The 17,277-nt window shown below is 56.2% G+C and carries 15 protein-coding genes; 14 read left to right on the forward strand and 1 reads right to left on the reverse strand.

All coding sequences use genetic code 11. From position 1 onward, the window contains the following. Positions 1-205 precede the first annotated feature (205 nt). Positions 206-1,876: a ShlB/FhaC/HecB family hemolysin secretion/activation protein gene (locus tag ACOI6Z_RS09965; RefSeq protein WP_077269249.1), complete on the forward strand. Its 1,671-nt coding sequence runs from the start codon at positions 206-208 to the stop codon at positions 1,874-1,876. Between the two features lie 63 nt (positions 1,877-1,939). Beyond that, entirely contained in the window at positions 1,940-3,718 is a 1,779-nt protein-coding gene (locus tag ACOI6Z_RS09970; RefSeq protein WP_065812199.1) for a filamentous hemagglutinin N-terminal domain-containing protein, read from the forward strand. Positions 3,719-4,027: 309 nt separating this feature from the next. Here the strand turns inward: ACOI6Z_RS09970 and ACOI6Z_RS09975 are convergent, their stop codons facing one another. Further along, positions 4,028-4,510, reverse strand: coding sequence for a zinc ribbon-containing protein (locus tag ACOI6Z_RS09975; protein WP_025999140.1), 483 nt, complete (start codon positions 4,508-4,510; stop codon positions 4,028-4,030). 226 nt (positions 4,511-4,736) lie between these two features. Here ACOI6Z_RS09975 and leuS point away from each other — a divergent pair, with 226 nt between their 5' ends. The 12 genes from leuS (at position 4,737) to ybeD (ending at position 17,221) form a co-directional block, all read left to right on the forward strand. After that, positions 4,737-7,319 carry a leucine--tRNA ligase gene (gene leuS / locus ACOI6Z_RS09980; RefSeq protein WP_049015340.1) on the forward strand — a complete coding sequence of 861 codons (2,583 nt, stop codon included), beginning with the start codon at positions 4,737-4,739 and terminating at the stop codon, positions 7,317-7,319. Positions 7,320-7,333: 14 nt separating this feature from the next. After that, a complete protein-coding gene (gene lptE / locus ACOI6Z_RS09985; protein WP_064158164.1) occupies positions 7,334-7,924 on the forward strand; it encodes an LPS assembly lipoprotein LptE in 591 nt (196 codons plus the stop codon). Beyond that, the gene (gene holA / locus ACOI6Z_RS09990; protein ID WP_048297049.1) at positions 7,924-8,955 is read left to right on the forward strand and encodes a DNA polymerase III subunit delta; all 1,032 of its coding nucleotides are present in this window, start codon (positions 7,924-7,926) and stop codon (positions 8,953-8,955) included. The genes lptE and holA overlap by 1 nt, the downstream gene beginning before the upstream one ends. Then, positions 8,948-9,598 carry a nicotinate-nucleotide adenylyltransferase gene (gene nadD / locus ACOI6Z_RS09995; RefSeq protein ID WP_032455122.1) on the forward strand — a complete coding sequence of 217 codons (651 nt, stop codon included), beginning with the start codon at positions 8,948-8,950 and terminating at the stop codon, positions 9,596-9,598. The genes holA and nadD overlap by 8 nt, the downstream gene beginning before the upstream one ends. Before the next feature lie 72 nt (positions 9,599-9,670). Then, complete coding sequence (locus tag ACOI6Z_RS10000) at positions 9,671-10,300, forward strand: adenosylcobalamin/alpha-ribazole phosphatase (RefSeq protein WP_064158165.1); 630 nt, start codon at positions 9,671-9,673, stop codon at positions 10,298-10,300. A 222-nt stretch (positions 10,301-10,522) separates the two neighbouring features. Next, positions 10,523-10,840: a ribosome silencing factor gene (gene rsfS, locus ACOI6Z_RS10005; protein WP_023288834.1), complete on the forward strand. Its 318-nt coding sequence runs from the start codon at positions 10,523-10,525 to the stop codon at positions 10,838-10,840. Between the two features lie 3 nt (positions 10,841-10,843). Further along, a complete protein-coding gene (gene rlmH / locus ACOI6Z_RS10010) occupies positions 10,844-11,311 on the forward strand; it encodes a 23S rRNA (pseudouridine(1915)-N(3))-methyltransferase RlmH (RefSeq protein ID WP_002894620.1) in 468 nt (155 codons plus the stop codon). Positions 11,312-11,338: 27 nt separating this feature from the next. Next, entirely contained in the window at positions 11,339-13,240 is a 1,902-nt protein-coding gene (mrdA, locus tag ACOI6Z_RS10015) for a peptidoglycan DD-transpeptidase MrdA (RefSeq protein WP_023288833.1), read from the forward strand. Next, entirely contained in the window at positions 13,240-14,352 is a 1,113-nt protein-coding gene (gene mrdB, locus ACOI6Z_RS10020) for a peptidoglycan glycosyltransferase MrdB (RefSeq protein WP_004885876.1), read from the forward strand. Before mrdA ends, mrdB begins: the two co-directional genes overlap by 1 nt. A gap of 11 nt (positions 14,353-14,363) precedes the next feature. Next, positions 14,364-15,506 (forward strand): endolytic peptidoglycan transglycosylase RlpA, encoded by a 1,143-nt coding sequence (gene rlpA, locus ACOI6Z_RS10025; RefSeq protein ID WP_064158166.1) that lies wholly within the window; start codon positions 14,364-14,366, stop codon positions 15,504-15,506. Between the two features lie 139 nt (positions 15,507-15,645). After that, positions 15,646-16,845, forward strand: coding sequence for a D-alanyl-D-alanine carboxypeptidase DacA (gene dacA / locus ACOI6Z_RS10030; RefSeq protein ID WP_023288831.1), 1,200 nt, complete (start codon positions 15,646-15,648; stop codon positions 16,843-16,845). A 112-nt stretch (positions 16,846-16,957) separates the two neighbouring features. After that, on the forward strand, positions 16,958-17,221 hold the full coding sequence (gene ybeD, locus ACOI6Z_RS10035) for a DUF493 family protein YbeD (RefSeq protein ID WP_002894474.1): 264 nt from the start codon (positions 16,958-16,960) through the stop codon (positions 17,219-17,221). The last annotated feature ends 56 nt before the right edge of the window (positions 17,222-17,277 follow it).

A 17,277-nucleotide genomic window follows, 5' to 3' on the forward strand; every position in this document is an offset into this window, starting at 1 on the left:
AAAATTTCACAAAGAATTCAGGGGCCGTAGAATAGATTAACCGCCACGTCATCGTTAGCATACGGCATCTTGTAATAATCCCCGTGAGTTTAAATTTCTTGAAAATAATATTTCAATTGACTTGCTATACGTCGCGCAGGCTATTTCATGCCGCGCACAACCATTAATTATAATCTTACTCAATGAAACAAACGGATATTGCTTCATGCGGACTAACACTAACAGACTGGCCATTATTTTGTGTTTAAATTTGCTCACCTGCTTTACCGCCTGGGCGGGTATTGAGGCCGCAACGGTAAACCAGGTTGAACAGGATAAAGCCCGTGAAAGCGCATTAATGCCCCATCAGCAGCAATACCAATCTTCTCGTACCCATACGAAAAAGCAAACCTTGATATTTCCCGAAGAAGCGACCTGTCGGTATATCACGAAAGTTGATATTACCTCCGAGGACAACGCAAAAACCACCGCCCTCCTCGGGAAGATCGCAGCCCAGGCGCCCGGCCATTGCCTCGGAATAGATGGGATTCGCCTGCTGACGAACGCCTTACAAAATGAACTGATAACGCAAGGGTATATTACTTCCCTGATCGATATCCCTTCTCAGTCACTAGTAGGGGGCATTCTCAAAATAACGCTGACTTATGGCAAAACGGGGCATATTGATTTTGCGCCGAAGAGCGCCACGACGAACCTGTGGACCTCCATGCCCACGCATACCGGTAAAATCCTGCGCCTCAGCGATCTTGAACAAGGGATGGCTAACCTGCAGCGGCTGCCTGGCACCAGCGCCCATATGAAGCTGCGCCCCGGGGAACACATTGGCGAAAGTGATATTGAAATCGCCCGGGTAATGGATAAACAGTGGCAGGTTGGCGCCTGGCTTGATGACGCAGGCAGCCGCGCCAGTGGTCGCTATCAGGGCGGCGGCGCGCTATACCTTTACGATTTATCTTCATTGAACGATATTCTTTCCATCTCGGCAGGCGGCGATGTTGAATTCAACCAGCACAACGACGGCAACCATAACGGCAACCTTTACTACTCCGTGCCTTTTGGTTACTGGTCATTGAGCCTGTACGGCTCCTACAGCCAGTACCGCCAGCTGTTTAAAGGAAGATGGTCAAGCATCGACTATAAAAGTAAAAACCGTTATTACAGCGCGACCCTTAGCCGCCTGCTTTCGCATACCCGACAACAAAAAACGACCGCCGATCTGCGCATAGCAAAGAGCAGTTCGCACTACTTTTTTGGCGGCGATGAGCTGCATGTGATGCGTAAACAAAATCCTGTCTGGGAATTTACCCTGCGCCACCAGCGCTATTTTAACAATAAAATTGTCGACGCCAGCGTAGGTATTCAGCGCAGCCTGCCGTGGCTCAGCTCCGTGCCTACGCCGGAGGAAAAAGCCGGTTTATATAGTCGCCATTCGCGCATCGTTCACGCCGATATACAGGCCTTAATGCAGTTTGCCGCAACCGGCGATAAGTTTAGCTGGATGCCGCGTTTCCATGCCCAGTTCAGCCCGGATAGATTATCTTCGGACAACCAGTTTAATATCGGCAATCGCTGGACGGTTCGCGGCTTTGATGGTGAAAATACGCTTTCGGCCAATCAAGGCTGGTACTGGCGCAATGATTTTAGCTGGAATATTCCCACCTCCGACCGGCAGGTATATCTTGGTCTTGACTTCGGCCGGATCATTGGTAGCGAGCGCGCCAGGCAAGGAAAAAGTCTTTCTGGCGCAGTCGGCGGCGTCCGCGGAGAAATAGCGTCTACGCAATATGACTTTTTTATCGGCACGCCCATCAGTAAACCTGACGACTTTCATAGCGATGCCATGAATATGGGCTTTTCATTACAGTGGAGGTATTAGTTTTCATCAGCACATTACTGCAATTTACTGATCCATTTTTTCATATTTAAAGGAATAAATTACATGTTTAGATTCAAGGTTTCATATGTTGCGCTGGCTGCAGCGCTAAGTTCATCCGTTGTTTATGCCGATCCCTCAAGCTATACGCATAAATCAGGGGCAAATGTTATTGATATCGAAGCCCCAAATGCCGCTGGCGTCTCGCATAACTTATATCGCGAATTTAACGTCGGCCCTAACGGCACCATATTAAACAATAGTGCCAGTGACGTTAATCACGACACTCACGGTAATATCGCAAAGAATAACAATCTGACCAACGGCAGCGCTTCCGTCATTTTAAATGAAGTGACCTCCAATAAAATGAGTAACCTGCAGGGTTTTATCGAGGTTAACGGACAAAAAGCCGATGTCGTTATCGCCAACCCTAACGGCATCTCCTGCTCCGGATGCAGTTTTATTAATACTAACAAAGCAGTGCTGACGACAGGCCAGGTCAATCTGAGCGACACCGGTGCGATTGATAGCTATACGGTCACGCAAGGTAAAATCACCATCGGTGATAAAGGCATGAACGCCTCCTCAAACTATGCGATCTTGCTTGCGGATGCCATTGCGATTAACGGTACCCTGAACGCCGCCAGCACCGCCCTCAGCGCGGGTAACTTCACATATAATAACGCTACCGGAGAGATAGCAAACCATGGGAAAACGGCTACGGTCATGCAGATGCTCATACCGGAATATAGTATTGATATCAGCAATCTAGGCGGTATCAAGGCCAATAGCATCAGTATGGTGGGGAATACCTTAGGCCTCGGCGTGCGTAATAAAGGCGTTATTAGCGCAAACTCTATGCTTATGATGACGAGCTATGGTTCTCTGATTAATGAGGGCGCCATCAACGCGGACGGCCTTGTCGCTAATATGGTGTCTGCAGGGGATATGAAAAATAAAGGTACCATTAATAGCACCGCTTACGCTACGGCGTTGTCCAGTTTGGGGACATTAAACAATGAAGGCACTATTGCCAGCAGCAAAACACTTGGCGTAAATGCTACCGGCGATCTCGTTAACGCGGGTACTTTGAGGGGAACTCAGATGCTATCCGTAGCCAGCGGGGGCAATCTCACTACTCGCTATGGGTCCTATATCGACTCTGATGGCCAGTTAGCCGTGTCCGCCGTCAATATCGATAACGGCGGTTCAATCCTGGGCGATGTCACAAACATTGCTTTCAGCGGCAATACGCTTAACGTCACCGGCAACATCCGGGCTAACTCCAGCCTGACCGTGCAAGCTAAAAAGGATGACAACATCACTTCGGGGAAGATATATAACAAAGGTCGCATTGAAGGTAACGATGTATCCATAGTGACTAACGGTAATCTGGATCAGGAGGGGAATATTGTTGGTCAACATTCCCTGTCGATTAAAGGCGATGTGATCGATAATACTTATTATATTTACGGCGACACGCTGAGCATCGAGAGTAACTACCTGCGGAACAGGGCAACGATCGACGGGAATGCTGTCAACATCACCGCGAATAACGGCATACTTAATGAGGGTCAAATGATGAGTAGCGGGGACATGACTCTGTATACGCAACAAACCGCTGACATCACCAACTATAAAACGATTAAGGCGAATGGTTCCCTGACGATGACCACCCGGTATGTTAAAAATGGTGGCTACCGCTGCGGTTTCCTGAACCTTTCAATTTGTAATGCAGGTTCTCTTTCTGCTGATAAGTTAGTGGTCAATTCTTACCATAACTACGCCTCTGACATGGGTGGTCGCCAGCAGTATAAACAGGCAGAAATAAATACTATTCGTTGACAATAAGCGATGCGCTGGCGACAGCGCATCGCCGATGAGTCTCCGCAAATGACATAGCCTTGCTATCAGACAGCGCCCACGCCCCATTAGCAAGCGCACCGCGCATCTTATTCCAAATTAATTTGGTCAATATCATACGCTGAGCTGGCTGCGATACGCTGCGCGTTATGCTCCACGATAATCCGTGGCGGTGTAAAAAATATGAGCATAACACCAATAAATCTATAAGGTTTATATTGCCCCATTAGATTTATCATTAATTATTTTTTCACCGGCCCGGCGCAATCATTCAGCACCGGGCCCGATCGATCAGGGCTCAAACGGGCGACGCTGGAACTGATCGTGGCCGCACTTCGGACAGCGCGGTAGCACATCCGGGGTATACACCGCCAGGTGATAGTGACACTTCTCACACACCAGGTTGCCTAAACCGACCACTTCGCCGCTGTGGTATACGCCGTGGTGATTCAGATCCTGAAAAACCTCCCGCCACTCAAGCTGGGTTTTGTCAGTGATATCGGCCAGCTCCTGCCACAGGCTCTCTTTGATCACCCGCATAAACACGCTGTCGCTCTCGTCTTCATGACTCTCTTCATAGCTGCGGGCAAACTCCTCAAGATCGCGCTTGACCGCGGCTATCACCGACTCAATCTCGCTCTGCGTCAGATCGCCGGCGCGGACAATTTTATCGCGTGCCTGCGTCACCAGCGCGTCAATATCGCGTTCTCCATGGCGGAGCCGTTCGCTGAGCGAGGAGACCAGTTCACGGTAATATTGAGCAACCTTGTTCATCATTTCGCCTCCGGTGTGGTTAACGTCTTCTGATAATAGACCTTATTCCTCTCCCGCTGTGTCTGACAAGCCACAGACTCGCGAAATAATCTGCCCAGCTTTTGCCGATGTTGATGTGCGAAAAGCTGTTTTGACGTTGGCGTTTGGGCTATGCTATGCCGATCTGAAATAACACATCCATTGGCTACATTTTGTAGCTGTATTGAAAACAGGACCACTGGCTGCCATGCAAGAGCAATACCGCCCGGAAGAGATAGAATCGAAAGTCCAGCTTCACTGGGACGAAAATCGTACATTTGAAGTAACTGAAGACGAGAGCAAAGAGAAGTATTACTGCCTGTCGATGCTTCCTTATCCTTCTGGTCGACTACACATGGGTCACGTGCGTAACTACACCATCGGCGACGTGATTGCCCGCTATCAGCGCATGCTGGGTAAAAACGTCCTGCAGCCGATTGGCTGGGATGCGTTCGGTCTGCCTGCGGAAGGCGCGGCGGTAAAAAACAACACCGCGCCAGCGCCGTGGACCTACGACAACATCGCCTACATGAAAAACCAGCTCAAAATGCTGGGCTTCGGCTATGACTGGAGCCGTGAGCTGGCGACCTGCACCCCGGAATACTACCGCTGGGAGCAGAAGTTCTTCACCGAGCTGTACAAAAAAGGCCTGGTGTACAAAAAAACCTCCGCGGTGAACTGGTGCCCGAACGACCAGACCGTACTGGCCAACGAGCAGGTTATCGACGGCTGCTGCTGGCGCTGCGACACCAAAGTCGAGCGTAAAGAGATCCCGCAGTGGTTTATTAAAATCACCGCCTACGCCGATGAGCTGTTGAACGATCTGGATAAGCTGGACCACTGGCCGGACACCGTGAAAACTATGCAGCGCAACTGGATCGGCCGTTCTGAAGGGGTGGAAATCTCCTTTGACGTTAACCATTACGCCGACAAGCTGACCGTCTACACCACTCGCCCGGACACCTTTATGGGCTGTACCTACCTGGCGGTCGCTGCGGGTCACCCGCTGGCGCAGCAGGCTGCGGCCAACAATCCGGCGCTGGCCACCTTTATCGACGAATGCCGCAACACCAAAGTGGCGGAAGCCGACATGGCGACGATGGAGAAAAAAGGCGTCGATACCGGCTTTAAAGCTATCCACCCGCTGACCGGCGAAGAAATTCCGGTGTGGGCGGCTAACTTCGTGCTGATGGAGTACGGCACCGGCGCGGTGATGGCCGTTCCGGGTCACGACCAGCGCGACTACGAGTTCGCCAGCAAATACGGGCTGAACATCAAGCCGGTGATCCTCGCCGCCGACGGTTCTGAGCCAGATCTCTCGGAGCAGGCGCTGACCGAGAAAGGCGTCCTGTTTAACTCCGGCGAGTTCAGCGGCCTCGATTATGAAGCGGGCTTCAACGCCATTGCCGACAAACTGGCAGCCATGGGCGTCGGCGAGCGTAAAATTAACTACCGCCTGCGCGACTGGGGCGTGTCCCGTCAGCGCTACTGGGGCGCGCCGATCCCGATGGTCACCCTGGAAGACGGCACCGTGCTGCCGACCCCGGAAGATCAGCTGCCGGTGATCCTGCCGGAAGACGTGGTCATGGACGGCATCACCAGCCCGATAAAAGCCGATCCTGAATGGGCCAAGACCACGGTTAACGGCCAGCCGGCGCTGCGCGAAACCGACACCTTTGACACCTTTATGGAGTCCTCCTGGTACTATGCGCGCTACACCTGCCCGCAGTATCAGGAAGGGATGCTGGATTCGCAAGCGGCCAACTACTGGCTGCCGGTCGATATCTACATCGGCGGTATCGAACACGCGATCATGCATCTGCTCTACTTCCGCTTCTTCCACAAGCTGATGCGCGACGCGGGCATGGTCAACTCTGATGAGCCGGCGAAACAGCTGCTGTGCCAGGGCATGGTGCTGGCTGACGCTTTCTACTACGTAGGCGAAAACGGCGAACGTAACTGGGTCTCCCCGGTTGACGCCATCGTCGAACGTGACGAAAAAGGCCGCATCGTGAAAGCGAAAGACGCGGCGGGCCACGAGCTGGTGTACACCGGCATGAGCAAGATGTCCAAGTCGAAAAACAACGGCATCGACCCGCAGGTCATGGTTGAGCGCTACGGCGCGGATACCGTGCGTCTGTTCATGATGTTCGCCTCCCCGGCGGATATGACCCTCGAGTGGCAGGAATCTGGCGTCGAAGGGGCGAACCGCTTCCTGAAACGCGTGTGGAAGCTGGTCTACGAACACACCACCAAAGGGGACGTTGCGGCCCTGAACGTGGCGGCGCTGAGTGAAGATCAGAAAGCGCTGCGTCGCGATATCCACAAAACCATCGCCAAAGTGACCGATGACATCGGTCGTCGTCAGACCTTCAACACCGCCATCGCGGCGATCATGGAGCTGATGAACAAGCTGGCGAAAGCGCCGCAGGAAGATGAGCAGGATCGCGCTCTGATGCAGGAAGCCCTGCTGGCGGTCGTGCGTATGCTCAACCCGTTCACCCCGCACGCCAGCTTCATCCTGTGGCGTGAGCTGAACGGTGAAGGCGATATCGACAACGCGCCGTGGCCGGTGGCAGATGAAAGCGCGATGGTGGAAGACAGCACCCTCGTCGTCGTCCAGGTCAACGGCAAAGTTCGTGGTAAAATTACCGTTGCGGTAGACGCAACTGAAGAGCAGGTCCGCGAGCGCGCCGGCCAGGAGCATCTGGTGGCGAAGTATCTCGACGGCAAAACCGTGCGTAAAGTGATTTACGTTCCGGGTAAACTGCTCAATCTGGTCGTTGGCTAAGCGCGGGAGGAAGCGTGCGATATCTGGTAACAATGTTGTTATCTCTGGCGGTGCTTGCCACCGCCGGCTGTGGCTGGCATCTGCGTAGCACTACCAAGGTGCCCACCACCATGAAAACCATGATCTTCCAGTCGAGCGATCCGAACGGGCCGTTAAGCCGCGCGGTGCGTAATCAGCTGCGTCTTAACGGCGTGGAACTGATCGACGCCAGCACGCAGCGTAAAGATGTCCCTTCTCTGCGCCTCGATGGATCGTCGATTCAGAAAGATACGGCATCGGTGTTCCAGGACGGTCGTACGGCTGAATATCAGATGGTCATGACCGTTCATGCCAGCGTCCTGATCCCGGGTCACGATATCTATCCGATAACCACCAAGGTCTATCGTTCGTTCTTTGATAACCCGCAGGCGGCGCTAGCCAAAGACGCCGAGCAGGATATGATTATCCAGGAAATGTACGATAAAGCGGCGGAACAGCTGATTCGTAAACTGCCAAGCGTTCAGGTAGCGGATGTTGAAGCCACCCAGCAGGAAGAAAAACCGGTCGCGGGCAGCACCGCGCCGGCGTCCTCGGGTAACCGCGTCTCCACCACGCTGGGTCAATGATGATTCGGTTGTACCCGGAACAGCTCCGCGCGCAGCTCACTGAAGGGCTGCGCGCGGCCTATCTGCTGCTTGGCAACGATCCTCTGCTGTTGCAGGAAAGCCAGGACGCTATTCGCGAAGCCGCTGCCGCGCAGGGCTTTACCGAACACCACACCTTCACTATCGATAACAGCACCGACTGGCAGGCGCTTTTCGCCTTAAGCCAGGCGATGAGCCTGTTTGCCAGCCGGCAAACCCTGCTGTTGATCCTACCGGAAAACGGCCCCAACGCGGCGATCAACGAACAGCTGGCGACGCTGGTCGGTCTGCTGCACGACGACCTGCTGCTGATCGTTCGCGGCAGTAAGTTGACCAAAGCCCAGGAGAATGCCGCGTGGCTCACCGCGCTGGCTCAGCGCGCCGTCCAGGTCAGCTGCCAGACGCCGGAATACGCGCAACTGCCGCGCTGGCTTGCCGCGCGGGCCAAACAGCATCAGCTGCAGCTCGACGACGCGGCCAGCCAGCTGCTGTGCTACTGTTACGAAGGCAATCTGCTGGCGCTGGCGCAGGCGCTGGAGCGTCTGGCGCTCCTCTGGCCGGACGGTAAGCTGACCCTGCCCCGCGTTGAGCAGGCGGTGAACGATGCCGCGCACTTTACCCCTTATCATTGGGTCGATGCCCTACTGGCAGGCAAAAGTAAGCGCGTGCTGCACGTTCTGCAGCAGCTCCGTCTTGAAGGCTGCGAGCCGGCGATCCTGCTGCGTACGCTACAGCGGGAGCTGCTGCTGCTGGTCACCCTCAAGCGCCAGTCGGCACAGACGCCGCTGCGTTCGCTGTTTGATAAACATCGGGTCTGGCAAAACCGCCGTCAGCTGCTCAGCGACGCCCTCGCCCGACTCAGCGGCGAACAGCTGCGCCAGGCGGTGACCCTTCTGACCCGCGCGGAACTGACCTTTAAACAGGATTACGGGTACGACGTCTGGCCCGAACTGGAAAGTCTTTCGTTGTTGCTCTGCCACAAAGCCCTGGCGGACGTTTTTATTGATGGTTGATATGACTCACTTACAGGCAATCTATGGCGGCACCTTCGATCCGGTGCATTATGGTCACCTCAAGCCGGTCGAGATCCTGGCGAATCAGATTGGCCTGAGCAAGGTCATCATCATGCCTAATAACGTCCCGCCGCATCGTCCCCAGCCGGAAGCCACCAGCGCCCAGCGCGTGCACATGCTGAAGCTGGCGATTGCCGATAAGCCGCTGTTCACGCTCGATGAACGCGAACTGCGGCGCGATACCCCCTCCTGGACGGCGCAAACGCTGCAGGAGTGGCGCCAGGAGCAGGGGCCGCACAAGCCGCTGGCGTTTATCATTGGCCAGGATTCGCTGCTCACCTTTCCCACCTGGCATAACTATGAAACTATCCTCGACAATGTCCACCTGATTGTCTGCCGCCGGCCGGGTTACCCGCTGACCATGGCCCATGAGGCCGATCAGCGCTGGCTGGATCGCCATTTAACCCACGACGTGGAGTCTTTGCATCACCGCCCTTCCGGCGTGATCTACCTGGCTGAGACCCCGTGGTTCGATATTTCGGCGACGATCATTCGCCAGCGCCTTGAGCGCGGCGAATCCTGCGCCGAGATGCTGCCGGCCGCGGTGCTGGACTACATCCGCGAGCAGGGTCTCTATTGCTGACCCCGGGCTGGGCCTGGCGCGAAAAAAGCGCTATCGTAACGCCACCTCTCCAACGCCTGTCAGAGCCTGTTCATGAAATTGTGGTTAGTTCGCCATGGCGAAACCGAAGCCAACGTTGCCGGGTTATACAGCGGCCACGCCCCCACGCCCCTGACGCCGCGCGGCGTCGCTCAGGCGCGAGCGCTCGGTGAACGACTGCGCGCGGTGCCTTTCGATAAAGTCTTCTGCAGCGAGCTGGCGCGGACCGGGACAACGGCCGATCTGCTGCTTGGCGATCGCGCTATCCCGCGCGAATGCCATGCCGCGCTCAATGAGATGTTTTTCGGCGACTGGGAGATGCGCCATCATCGCGACCTCCAGCGAGAAGATGCGGAAAACTATGCCGCATGGTGCGCTGACTGGCAGCACGCGGCCCCGACCAACGGCGAAAGCTTTCAGCGTTTTTCCCGCCGCGTCAGCGAGTTTACCCCCACGCTGACCGACTGCCGCCATCTTGACCACCTGCTGATCGTCGGCCATCAGGGCGTCCTGAGCCTGCTGACCGCCCTGCTGTTGCAGATGCCCGCCGCGGCGATGTGGCACTTTCCGATAGCCCATGGCGCCTGGAGTCTCCTCGACATTCGCGACGATTTCACCACCCTGCGGGTATTAAATAGCCAGGCCGTCTGGCAGCCGCAAGAAGAATTCCCGCCGAACCATTGACAGGCCAGAGCAGGCTGCTATTCTCCGCTGCCAGGCAGCATCCGCCAAAGCAGGTTTGCAGAAATTGTTTTACAAAAATGGCGATGCAATCCTCGGCGAGGGATGGGATGATACTCCGCCGCGAACGCCTGCCGACAGACATTTCACCCGACTTTTTCATTAGTTCAGGTATACTGTCAGGCTCTTTATGATTATCAATCTTCACGCACCCAGGGGGAACACTTGCAGGGTAAAGCACTCCAGGATTTTGTTATCGACAAAATTGATGACCTGAAAGGTCAGGACATCGTTGCCATTGATGTACATGGCAAATCCAGCATCACCGATTGCATGATTATCTGCACCGGCACCTCCACGCGTCATGTGATGTCCATCGCCGACCACGTGGTTCAGGAATCCCGCGCCGCCGGCTTGCTGCCCCTGGGCGTTGAAGGGGAAGCCGCCGCCGACTGGATCGTCGTCGACCTCGGCGACGTGATGGTTCACGTTATGCAGGAAGAGAGCCGTCGTCTGTACGAGCTGGAAAAACTCTGGAGTTAATGCGTGAAGTTGCAGCTGGTGGCCGTTGGCACCAAAATGCCGGACTGGGTACAGACAGGCTTTAGCGAGTATCTGCGCCGTTTTCCCAAAGATATGCCGTTCGAACTGGTGGAGATCCCTGCCGGTAAGCGCGGCAAGAACGCTGATATCAAGCGCATCCTCGAAAAAGAGGGCGAGATGATGTTAGCCGCTGCCGGTAAAAACCGCATCGTGACCCTGGATATTCCGGGTAAACCATGGGATACGCCGCAGCTGGCGCGCGAACTGGAACGCTGGAAACAGGACGGGCGCGACGTCAGTTTGCTGGTCGGCGGCCCGGAAGGCCTCTCTCCAGCCTGTAAAGCAGCGGCGGAACAGAGTTGGTCGCTCTCCACCCTCACCTTACCTCACCCGCTGGTGCGCGTACTGGTGGCCGAGAGCCTGTATCGGGCGTGGAGCATTACCACCAACCATCCGTACCACCGTGAGTAATGATGATCAGGGTAGACTGAGCAGCGAATGAAATTACAGAATTCTTTCCGCGACTATACGGCTGAATCCTCGCTGTTCGTGCGCCGGGCGCTGGTCGCTTTTTTGGGGATTTTGCTGCTTACCGGCGTTCTGATCGCCAACCTGTACAATGTGCAAATCGTTCGCTTCGACGACTATCAGACGCGCTCGAACGAAAACCGCATCAAGCTGGTGCCGATCCCGCCGAGCCGCGGCATTATTTACGATCGCAACGGCACCCCGCTGGCGCTTAACCGCACCATTTATCAGCTGGAGATGATGCCGGAGAAAGTCGATAACGTGCAGCAGACGCTGGATGCGCTACGCGATGTCGTCGATTTAACCGACGATGATATCGCCGGTTTCAAAAAGGAGCGCGCCCGCTCCCATCGCTTTACCTCGATTCCGGTCAAGGTCAACCTCAGCGAAGTGCAGGTGGCCCGCTTTGCCGTCAACCAGTACCGCTTTCCCGGCGTGGAAGTCAAAGGCTACAAGCGCCGTTACTACCCCTATAACTCGGCGCTGACGCACGTCATCGGCTACGTGTCGAAAATTAACGATAAAGACGTCGACCGCCTCGATAAAGAGGGCAAACTGGCCAACTACGCCTCGACCCATGACATCGGTAAGCTGGGTATTGAGCGTTATTACGAGGACGTCCTGCACGGTCAGACCGGCTACGAAGAGGTTGAAGTAAACAACCGCGGCCGCGTTATTCGTCAGCTCAAAGAGGTGCCTCCGCAGGCCGGACGCGACATCTATCTCACCCTCGACCTCAAGCTACAGCAGTATATCGAAACGCTGCTGGCCGGTAGCCGCGCCGCGGTGGTGGTCACCGACCCGCGTACCGGCGCCATTCTGGCGCTGGTTTCGACGCCGAGCTACGACCCGAACCTGTTCGTCGACGGCATCTCCAGCAAAGATTACTCCGGCCTGCTCAACGATCCCAACACGCCGCTGGTCAACCGTGCGACGCAAGGGGTCTATCCGCCGGCATCGACGGTCAAACCGTACGTCGCCGTCTCGGCGCTGAGCGCCGGGGTGATCACGCGCAATACCAGCCTGTTCGACCCTGGCTGGTGGCAGCTGCCCGGCTCGGAAAAACGCTATCGTGACTGGAAAAAATGGGGCCACGGCCACCTGAACGTCACCAAAGCGCTGGAGGAGTCCGCGGATACCTATTTCTATCAGGTCGCCTATGACATGGGCATCGATCGCCTCTCGGAGTGGATGAGCAAGTTCGGCTACGGCCACTATACCGGTATCGACCTCGCCGAAGAGCGCTCGGGCAACATGCCGACCCGCGAATGGAAGCTCAAACGCTTTAAGAAACCCTGGTACCAGGGGGACACCATTCCGGTGGGCATCGGCCAGGGTTACTGGACCGCCACGCCGATCCAGATGAACAAAGCGCTGATGATCCTGATTAACGACGGGGTGGTGAAAGTGCCGCACCTGCTGCAAAGCACCGTGGAAGACGGCAAGCCCGTTCCGTGGGTCCAGCCTCATGAGCCGCCGGTAGGCGACATCCATTCCGGCTACTGGGAAATCGCCAAAGACGGCATGTTCGGCGTGGCCAACCGCGGCAACGGCACCGCGCACAAATATTTCGCCAGCGCGCCGTATAAAATCGCGGCCAAGTCCGGTACCGCCCAGGTGTTCGGCCTGAAGGCCAACGAAACCTATAACGCGCACCGAATCTCTGAGCGTCTGCGTGACCATAAACTGATGACGGCGTTTGCGCCTTATAACAACCCGCAGGTTGCCGTGGCGATGATCCTGGAAAACGGCGGTGCCGGCCCGGCGGTCGGTACGATTATGCGCCAAATCCTCGATCACATCATGCTGGGCGATAACAACACCACGCTGCCAAGCGAAAACCCGGCGGTAACCGCAGGGGAGGATCAATAATGACGGATAATCCGAACAAAAAATCGCTGTGGGATAAGATCCATCTTGACCCCACTATGGTGCTGATCCTGCTGGCGCTGCTGACCTACAGCGCGCTGGTTATCTGGAGCGCCAGCGGTCAGGACGTCGGCATGATGGAGCGTAAAATCGGCCAGATCGCCATGGGCGTGGTGATCATGATCGTCATGGCGCAGATCCCGCCGCGGGTCTATGAGGGCTGGGCGCCCTACCTCTATATTTTCTGTATTATTCTGCTGGTGGCCGTCGACGCCTTCGGCGCCATCTCCAAAGGGGCGCAGCGCTGGCTGGATCTCGGTATCGTCCGCTTTCAGCCGTCGGAGATTGCAAAAATCGCCGTGCCGCTGATGGTGGCGCGCTTTATTAACCGCGACGTCTGCCCGCCTTCGCTGAAGAATACCGGTATTGCCCTGGTGCTGATCTTCCTGCCGACGCTGCTGGTGGCGGCGCAGCCTGACCTCGGGACCTCGATTCTGATCGCCCTCTCCGGTCTGTTTGTACTGTTCCTCTCCGGCCTCAGCTGGCGCCTGATCGGCATTGCGGTGGTGCTGGTCGCCGCCTTTATCCCGATTTTGTGGTTCTTCCTGATGCACGACTATCAGCGCCAGCGCGTGATGATGCTGCTCGATCCGGAAACCGACCCGCTGGGCGCGGGGTATCACATTATTCAGTCTAAAATTGCCATTGGCTCCGGCGGTCTGCGCGGCAAAGGCTGGCTGCACGGCACCCAGTCGCAGCTGGAATTTCTGCCGGAACGCCATACCGACTTTATCTTTGCCGTTCTCGCCGAAGAGCTGGGCCTGATTGGCGTACTGATCCTGCTGGCGCTCTATATTCTGCTGATCATGCGCGGACTGTGGATCGCCGCCCAGGCGCAGACCACCTTTGGCCGGGTCATGGCCGGTGGTTTAATGTTGATTTTATTCGTTTATGTCTTCGTAAATATTGGTATGGTGAGTGGTATTTTACCGGTGGTGGGCGTACCGTTGCCGCTGGTGAGCTACGGGGGCTCCGCCCTGATCGTATTGATGGCCGGGTTTGGTATCGTGATGTCGATCCATACCCACAGAAAAATGTTGTCGAAAAGCGTTTAAAGGGGTTCGCAATGCGTAAGCAATGGCTGGGGATCTGCATAGCAGCGGGGCTGCTGGCGGCATGTTCGAGTGATGACGTGCAACAAAAGACGGTCAGTACTCCACAGCCGGCCGTCTGTAATGGCCCGACGGTTGAGATCAGCGGCGCCGATCCGCAGTATGAAACGCCGAACGCGACGGCGAATCAGGATTATGAGCGCGACGGTAAGCGCTACAACATCGTCCAGGATCCGGCAAACTTTACTCAGGCCGGTTTCGCGGCGATCTATGACGCGGAACCCAACAGCAACCTGACCGCCAGCGGTGAAACCTTCGACCCGACGCAGTTGACCGCGGCGCACCCGACGCTGCCGATCCCGAGCTATGCGCGGATCACCAACCTTGCCAACGGGCGCATGATCGTCGTGCGGATTAACGATCGCGGTCCCTACGGCAACGATCGGGTTATCTCGCTCTCCCGCGCGTCCGCCGACCGCCTGAACACCTCGAATAACACCAAAGTGCGTATCGACCCGATCATCGTCGCGCCTGACGGTTCGCTTTCCGGCCCGGGAATGGCTTGTACCACCGTCGCCAAACAGACTTACGCCCTGCCCGCCCGTCCGAATCTGGACGGCGGTGACGCCGCTGGCATGAGCCAGCCCGCGCCCACTGACGTTCGCCCGATCAGCAACAGCACGCTGAAGCCGGAAGACAGCGTTGGCGCACCGGTGAACAGCGGCGGTTTCCTCGGCGCCCCGACGCCGCTGAACAGCGGCGTGCTGGAGAGCAGCGAACCCGCCGCCGCCGCCGCGACGGCACCTGCCGCCGGCGCCACGCCAGCAGCGCCGGTGACCGCGCCCGGCTCCATCCAGGGTAGCGTCGCGCCCGCAGCGGCCACCGCCGCAGGCGCCGTTGCCGCTTCGTCTTCCGCCGCCTCCAGCGCCAGCGGTAGCTTTGTTGTGCAGGTAGGCGCAGTGAGCGACCAGGCGCGGGCGCAGCAGTATCAGCAGCGTCTGAGCCAGCAGTTCTCTGTGCCAGGCCGGGTCATGCAAAACGGCGCGGTGTGGCGTATTCAGCTGGGGCCGTTTGCCGACAAGGCGCAGGCCAGCGCCGTTCAGCAGCGCCTGCAAAGCGAAGCGCAGCTGCAGTCCTTTATTACTCGCGCCAACTAAAGGCCGCGGGCAGCCCGTTCACCTTGCGCATGTAAAAGTCATTAACAAACTCATGCGCAATGTCGGATGCTGGCCCGCAGAGCATTTGCTATAGTAAGGCACTTTTTTTAACTCCATCACGGATGCCGTTGTTCTGACCATGAAGACCTCTTTCACCGCTCGTTTACTCATCACGGCGCTCTCCGTTGCAGCGCTCTCCTCCGCTGCCCGCGCCGATGACCTGAATATCAAAACGATGATCCCAGGCGCCCCGCAGATTGACGCCGAATCCTGGATCCTTATCGATTACAACTCTGGCAAGGTGCTGGCTGAAAACAACGCCGACTCCCGCCGCGACCCGGCCAGTCTGACCAAAATGATGACCAGCTATGTTATCGGTCAGGCGATGAAAGCGGGCAAATTCAAAGAGTCCGATCTGGTCACCGTCGGCAACGACGCCTGGGCCACCGGCAACCCGGTATTCAAAGGCTCTTCCCTGATGTTCCTCAAGCCGGGGATGCAGGTGCCGGTTTCCCAGCTGATCCGCGGTATCAACCTGCAGTCCGGTAACGATGCCTGCGTGGCGATGGCCGACTATGTCGCCGGCAGCCAGGACGCCTTCGTCAGCCTGATGAACAACTACGTCAACGCCCTCGGCCTGAAAAACACCCATTTCCAGACTGTTCACGGCCTCGATGCTGACGGCCAGTTCAGCTCGGCGCGCGACATGGCGCTGATTGGCCAGGCGCTGATCCGCGACGTGCCGAACGAGTACTCCATCTATCGTGAGAAAGAGTTCACTTTCAACGGTATCCGCCAGCTGAACCGTAATGGCCTGCTGTGGGATAACAGCCTGAACGTCGACGGCATCAAAACCGGCCACACCGACAAAGCGGGCTACAACCTTGTCGCTTCCGCCACCGAAGGGCAGATGCGTCTGATCTCGGCGGTAATGGGCGGCCGGACGTTCAAAGGGCGTGAGTCGGAAAGCAAAAAACTGCTGACCTGGGGCTTCCGCTTCTTTGAAACCGTCAACCCAATTAAAGCCGGCAAAGAGTTTGCATCCGAACCGGCCTGGTTCGGCGACAGCGATCGCGCTTCGCTGGGGGTGGATAAAGACGTCTACCTGACCATCCCGCGCGGCCGGATGAAAGATCTGAAAGCCAGCTACGTGCTGAATAACACTGAGCTGCACGCCCCGCTGCAGAAAAACCAGGTCGTCGGCACCATTAACTTCCAGCTGGATGGTAAAACCATTGACCAGCGCCCGCTGGTGGTGCTGCAGGAAATTCCGGAAGGTAATTTCTTCGGTAAAATTATTGATTACATTAAATTAATGTTCCACCACTGGTTTGGTTAAAAATCGAACACTTGAAAGTGTGATTTCCATCCCCATATACTATTCATCCAAGTAACCTGATAACTCCCGCCCTTGGTGGGAGTTATTATTTTGTCGTAACACCGGAGCTGACATGAAAACCAAACTTAACGAACTGCTTGAATTCCCTACGCCATTTACTTACAAAGTAATGGGGCAGGCGTTGCCTGAGCTGGTTGATCAGGTGGTGGAAGTGGTACAGCGCCATGCGCCTGGTGATTACTCGCCGTCAGTAAAACCGAGCAGCAAAGGTAACTACCACTCGGTCTCCATCACCATCAACGCCACTCACATTGAACAAGTGGAAACGCTGTACGAAGAGTTAGGCAATATCGATATCGTTCGGATGGTGCTGTAACCTTTTCCCTGACCCGGCCGCCGTGCCGGGTCTTCTCATTCCCTCCCGCACGGCTG

The sequence above is a fragment of the Klebsiella sp. C239 genome, assembly GCF_048822715.1.
Lineage (GTDB): Bacteria > Pseudomonadota > Gammaproteobacteria > Enterobacterales > Enterobacteriaceae > Klebsiella > Klebsiella quasipneumoniae.

Bases quoted from the DNA above. Each gene is read 5' to 3' on its own strand.
- ACOI6Z_RS09965 (WP_077269249.1), top strand. From the start codon at position 206: ATGCGGACTAACACTAACAGACTGGCCATTATTTTGTGTTTAAATTTG.
- ACOI6Z_RS09970 (WP_065812199.1), top strand. From the start codon at position 1,940: ATGTTTAGATTCAAGGTTTCATATGTTGCGCTGGCTGCAGCGCTAAGT.
- ACOI6Z_RS09975 (WP_025999140.1), bottom strand. From the start codon at position 4,510: ATGAACAAGGTTGCTCAATATTACCGTGAACTGGTCTCCTCGCTCAGC.
- leuS (WP_049015340.1), top strand. From the start codon at position 4,737: ATGCAAGAGCAATACCGCCCGGAAGAGATAGAATCGAAAGTCCAGCTT.
- holA (WP_048297049.1), top strand. From the start codon at position 7,924: ATGATTCGGTTGTACCCGGAACAGCTCCGCGCGCAGCTCACTGAAGGG.
- nadD (WP_032455122.1), top strand. From the start codon at position 8,948: ATGGTTGATATGACTCACTTACAGGCAATCTATGGCGGCACCTTCGAT.
- ACOI6Z_RS10000 (WP_064158165.1), top strand. From the start codon at position 9,671: ATGAAATTGTGGTTAGTTCGCCATGGCGAAACCGAAGCCAACGTTGCC.
- mrdA (WP_023288833.1), top strand. From the start codon at position 11,339: ATGAAATTACAGAATTCTTTCCGCGACTATACGGCTGAATCCTCGCTG.
- mrdB (WP_004885876.1), top strand. From the start codon at position 13,240: ATGACGGATAATCCGAACAAAAAATCGCTGTGGGATAAGATCCATCTT.
- rlpA (WP_064158166.1), top strand. From the start codon at position 14,364: ATGCGTAAGCAATGGCTGGGGATCTGCATAGCAGCGGGGCTGCTGGCG.
- dacA (WP_023288831.1), top strand. From the start codon at position 15,646: ATGAAGACCTCTTTCACCGCTCGTTTACTCATCACGGCGCTCTCCGTT.
- ybeD (WP_002894474.1), top strand. From the start codon at position 16,958: ATGAAAACCAAACTTAACGAACTGCTTGAATTCCCTACGCCATTTACT.